This window comes from Gilliamella sp. W8145 (assembly GCF_016101145.1).
In the GTDB taxonomy this organism is placed as follows: domain Bacteria; phylum Pseudomonadota; class Gammaproteobacteria; order Enterobacterales; family Orbaceae; genus Gilliamella; species Gilliamella apis_A.
The window spans coordinates 1-6,121 of sequence record NZ_JACFRC010000008.1 but is presented as its reverse complement, the minus strand read 5'-3'; the positions used below and the strand labels follow the sequence as shown (position 1 = coordinate 6,121).

Sequence of the window (6,121 nt, the reverse complement as noted above, 5' to 3'; positions counted from 1 at the left end):
CCGTCACTGATTGCCGAGTGCGTAATATTCGAGGCTTCATCGTTATGGTCATAAACGGTTGGTTGGCTACTGGTCGGTGAAAAACCACCACTACCAGGTCCTTTACTTACCCCAATAGAGCCCGAGGCGCTACTGACATCATATTCGGCTTTGTTTTTAATATCAGTAAAGCCAATAGTGCCGGTATCTAAGCGATTTTTTGACCGGTCAGCTTCAGAGGCTATCACCGCACCATTTAGTTGGGTATGTTCACCCACAGTAATATCATAACCACCACTACCAGCAAATATGCCCGATTGCTCGTTAACCGATTCATAATTACTCTTCATCCGGTCTTGAGCAAAATTAGCACTCGCACTACTTGCACCATAGCAAAATGGCGGTACACAGATGCTGGCACTTGCACCAACACTGGTGTGTTTAGCATCATATTTTTCTTTATCTTGTTCACTACTGATGGTTAAGTGACGACCTATATCGGCAATGACTTGCTCACCAGATAACTCCGCGCCCGTTAAAATAACATCTCGACCACTCTGGATGTTAAGCGTATTACTGGCGGTAATGGTGCTGTTGTGATTGATATCACTGGTACCGTTTTCTTTACCTTTGGATTGACTGGCGGCTAACTCAATTGAAAAACCATTTTGCCCGCCCACTAATCCAAAGCCGACACCAACACCATAGTGACTGCCAGAATCCGTGCTTTTCAATTTTTCAGTGCTGTTTGCTGAGTCAAATTTGATATCATTACCCGCATTGAGATTGACATCTTTACCTATAATTTCAACGCCTTTGCCTTCAATATTTTCTTTTGCATTGATATTCACATTTTGACCAGCATGAATAACCGTACCGGCTTGAGTATGACTGTTATACTCTGTTTTTTGTTTTGAATTATCAGCGGTTATGCTTGCGTTGACTTTAATCAAAGAAGAGCCACCACCATTAGCATTACTCTCCGCATTTGCTGTTGGTTGATTTACTTCTACCGGTGCATCGGACATATTTAAATCAGCTTGTGCCGCATTTACACCGGCTTGTGCCATATAAATAGCGGCTAAACGTTTATCTTCCTTATTTTCAATCGCTTTTGCTGCTTTTTCAATTGACTGTGCTGCGGTGACCGCATAACCAGAGGCCGAGACAGTTACTCCATATTGTTTATTTTGAGTCTCTACTTTTTGGTAAATATTGTCCTCACTGGTTTCCATAATGACATTTTTACCCGTTAAGTTTACTGATTTACCAGCGGTAATATCGACACCCGCTAGTTTGACGTCATCACCAGCAATAACATTGATATTGCCTTTAGCACTGTTTAGTCCACTACGGATATTGCTTTGTGTTGCTTTATCTTCTAATTCTTTATAACGGGAGTGTTGGTAGCCAACTGTACCACTGTAGCCATTGCCATTTAATTCACCTACGACTTTATTGTAACCTTTACTTTCACTATGTGATTGATTCGTACTAGCACCAATATCAATATTGCCTTTTTCCGCACGTAAGTTGATATCATCTTGAGTATTTAATAGGCTACCTTTAATGTCGATGTTGCCTTCATGGCTATTGACGGAAATATTATTCGCCGTGAGCGTGGAGGCGTTTTGACCAATGACATCACTATTACTTCGATTCCCTGAGCTTTCACTACCAAATGGTAAGATGCTTGCACCATGATTTGGGCTACCATTGATAAATCGTACTGATGAACCCGCCGTTGGTCCGGCCGTCGTTGCACTCCAGTTTTTACTTTTAGTTTTACTGTATTCCGATTGTTTATCGGTAGCAGTTTCAATAATGACGTGACGATTAGCATCAATAATGATGGCTTCACCGGCGGTTAAGTCACTTCCACTAATGACGACATCGCCATGCGTTAATTGTCCTTGTGAATCCCTTTCCTGACTATTAGTGGCATGAAGTTGTATATCGCCAGCTGCAGTTAATGTGCTACCGTTACTATATTCACCGTGTAAACTTGATTCACTTTTCGTTGACGATTTATGGTATGAAATTGGGGATGAGGCTGGGTTACCTATATCCATAGCTAATGCAGCCAGTTCACCGGTAAATTGTTTCGCTTTTTCAACCTTATTACCTGAGGATTTGAAAATATCATGAATATTTTGCACACTCTCAGTTATTGGATTACTAAACGAAATACCAACACCCGAAGATTTTGATTTGAAAGTCTGTTTTCTATCAACAATATCATGGCCAGGGATAATCGAAATATCTTCACCACTGATGTCTATATGACCGGTGGCGCGTTTATCATCACCTTCTGCTCGACCGGCAATAATATCACTGCCACTAATGGTTACTTGTTTATTGGCCGAGATAATCACATTACCACCGGAGGTACCGACTAAACTGCCTGCTTGAGATTGATTAACTTCATTAGAGGTTGAGGTAGCCTTGGTTGATTGCGAACCAACACTTATTCCTTTTGAACTTGTTGATACTCCAGATGTTTTTGTTTTTTGTTTCTCATAGCGGTAATAAGTTTCTTCTGCCGCTTCAATATTTACATTATTACCCGCATTGAGGTAGACATCTTGCGCCCCTATTACCATGCTGCCCGATATATCTAAATCATGCCCTGCTTTTATCAATATACTATCACCATAAAGTTCACTGCCTAACTGGGTAGTATTATCAATTTCAAGATGACGTGTTGTGCTTTTTTTATTCAGTAATCGATTGTTTTCTTTAGTATTATGATCCGTTAATGCCGTACGCTCTTCAGCTGCCATCAGATTAATGTCATGACCTGCTTGTAAAATTAATGATTTGTCCGCTGATACGGATGCAGCATGCGTATCAATGTTGTGGCCGGCTTGTAATGAAATATGGCCATTTGACTGAATTTGTGTACCCAGCACGCGACTTTCATCAATATCTCGATAATCGTTTTTACCAAAGTTGGCATGTGATGCAGTCTGAGTATTGACTTTATTTAACTCAATATCATGGCCAGCCTTGATTTGAGTTTTACTTGATTCACCACCATTGATAATCATTGCACCAGTCATGTTCACATCATGCCCAGCTTGAACAACAATATCGCCTTCTTTACTTTGTAACGAAGCGACTTTATCAATCACAGTATTACGATTGAAATTACCCGGTCCATAGTTAACTTCGGTTGTATTGGTTGTTGTCGTCAATAAAATATCATTGATTGCTGATAAGTAAATATTTTCATCAGCCACAAAAGCGCCACGACTTCGAATACTCTCTGCCGCATTAACGGCGATACTGCCGGCTTTCCATATCCCTTCTTGTTCTATATTGTGGCCTGATACACTGAGTTGGTGCTGAGCAATAAGATTACCATTCGAATAAATGTCACTATCACTCTCAATTTTAACGTTACGTCCAGCTAATAATGCTCCATCAGTTGAAAGTTCAGGACGATTAACAATATAGACTTTCGGGACTAACACTTGTTGTGGTTGACCATCAACAATCACCGTTTGACTCACTAACCAAACCATATCATTAGTAAGTTGGGCCATCTGCTCTGGGGTGAGTGCGACCCCAATTTTAAATTGATATTGGTTCGCAAACATAATGCCGGCATCCATGAGTGCCTTATATTGCTCAATATCGCTTTGATAACCAGCAAGATAACGTTGACCTGTCAAAGCTATAATTTGCTGTTGTAGCAACTGTTGTTCGTAATAACCATCGCCTAACCGTTTTTGGATAACATCAGGATCGGTTTTAATTCGATTGGTCATATAATCAGAACTTAACCATTTTTTACGATTGGTAAAACGGCGGTCGGTTTCGATTAAATAAAGGCTTTCAGGGTCTTTATTGACCGTATATAAACTGTTATCTGGTAGGGTTAAATTTGGCTCAATGGTGCTGATTGCATTAACTTGTGCTATTTGACGGTCACTGCTGTCAACTATTACCCCTGTTTGACTTTTCTCAGGTGTATTGACTGTAGTGCTTGAAACAAACTGATGTTCAGCAATTTTACCCGCATCTAAGTCTAAACTGGTTTCAACTATATTGTTATAATTCGTTGTTCGCGTCTTCGAGGAATACTTTCTTTTGCCTCCACCATGCCACTTTCTATCATGACGAACTTGATAGCCTTCATCAGTAACACGATCTATCCCTTTAGTGGATATATTATCTAATAATCCTACCGATAATTGTAATGCTTCTCCGGCAACGATTTTACTGTTGCTATTGATAACATGATTCGCATCAATCAGTAAATCTTTACCTGATATAATTTCAGCCGGCTCTGTTTCAATGATTTGGGTTTGGTAATGTTTTTGGGTGTAATTGTATTCAATATATTTATAATGTGAACGACTTGTGCCATCTTCATTATAGGCAATCAATGTCGGGTATTTCTTCTTATCATGTCCTTTCCTAATTTTATAATTATTACCACTGTATCGTTTATTACTATTATAAAAAGCAAACTCTAATTTATGTTGTTGGCTAATTTTGACTAATTCTGTTTTAAAATTATCATTAATATTATTAATTTTATTTGCATAAATCGTCATATCATCTGACGATTCAATACGTGCAGAATGGTTGTTAATAACATCAGCATTAATTTTAAATTTTCCTAAACTTAAGAGCAAAGCGTGGCTATAATTGTTTAAGATTTTTGCATTGAGCTTAAAATCATGACGAGCAGCAATGACCGGCGCATGCTCATTATTGGCTTGGTTATTGAGTGTCTGTACATCAATTTGTAAATCATCACTATAAATTTTACCGGTATTTAAATTATTTAATGTGGTGACGTTGATGTCAGTCACCGTACCGTCGATTAAACCATAATTGGTCAATGTATCGTGTGTTAAATTCAGTAAATCGCTACTTATTTCACCCTTTTCACTGTTGGTTAATTGTTGACTCATTATATCCAGTTTTTTGCCCGACAAGATAAGCTGGTCATTTAAAATATCCTGCTGCGTTTGAATATATATATTATTATTGGCAATGATGTCACTTTGGTTATGAAATGAATCAACGAGTGTTAATCGAATATCATTTTCGGCTAATAATTGACCATCACCACTCAATTTATCCGCATCAATAGCTAAATCATAGGCTAAAATTTTAGCGTCTTGATTCTCCATATTCCCAATTGCAAACGTCGCAGCTTTTTGAATCAGCATGTTGGCTTTTTGATTCAGTAACTGTTGCGCTTTAATATCTAATTGGTCAACATTAAATTTTGCTTGGCGGTTATCAATTGTCTTTGCATTAATCTGAGTCGCTCCCAAACTTTGAACTATCGCTTGCTGATTATCGATTTCATTTGCAGACAACGAAATAGTTTGCTCTGAGATAAATGTCGCCTCAGAATTATTAATATCATCAGCATCAAGGGATACATTACCTTTACTACTGATTTTTGCCTCACGATTGTTAATCGTCTTGTTGGCAATAAAGGTGCTGTCTTTTTCTGATAATGTTTGTGCTTTTTGCAAGCTAATTTGTTGCCCTTGTGCATGAATATTCCCTTTAGCCATCAAGGAAATATCATCACCATCAATCGTTTTTCCTGCTTTTATGGCAATATTTTCGTTAGAAAAAATGTGGCTATCTGTTGCAGAAAGGTTATCTTGTGCGGTTAATTTTATATTTTGGTCGGCTTTTATTATGCTTTGCTTAGCTCTCAGTTCTTTGCCTGAGATATTAATGGCATTAGCGATTTGTTGACTGTTATCTAAATTAATATCACCACTTGCTTGTACGTTAATTGACGCGCCAGCCAAGCTTTTCCCTGTTAAATGGGCAGTGGTAGTGTTGATGTCTAATGAACCATCTTGACTCAATTTTCCATGGCTATCAACACCCGCAGCAAGTGTCCCGGTTTGACTGTTTTCAATCCTATTGGCAGACATTGCGATATTTTTCTGTGCAACAAAACTCCCTGTATTTTTGACAGAATTTTTAGCATTGACCTGAATATCTTTTTTGGCGTACAACTGTTTGTGATTATCAACGGTGTGTTGGCTATTTAATATTACATTTTTATTAGCCTGTATCGCACCGCGGTTAGTAATTTTACCCTCGGCACTAATGCTAATATTGTTGATACTGGCACCTAATTCACCTGCATTAT

The 6,121-nt window shown here is 38.4% G+C and carries 1 protein-coding gene; it reads right to left on the bottom strand.

Going from position 1 to position 6,121, the window contains the following annotated elements:
- Positions 1–6,121: hemagglutinin repeat-containing protein (locus H3T80_RS12080; RefSeq protein WP_198201847.1), on the bottom strand; the 6,121-nt coding region annotated here is incomplete at both ends.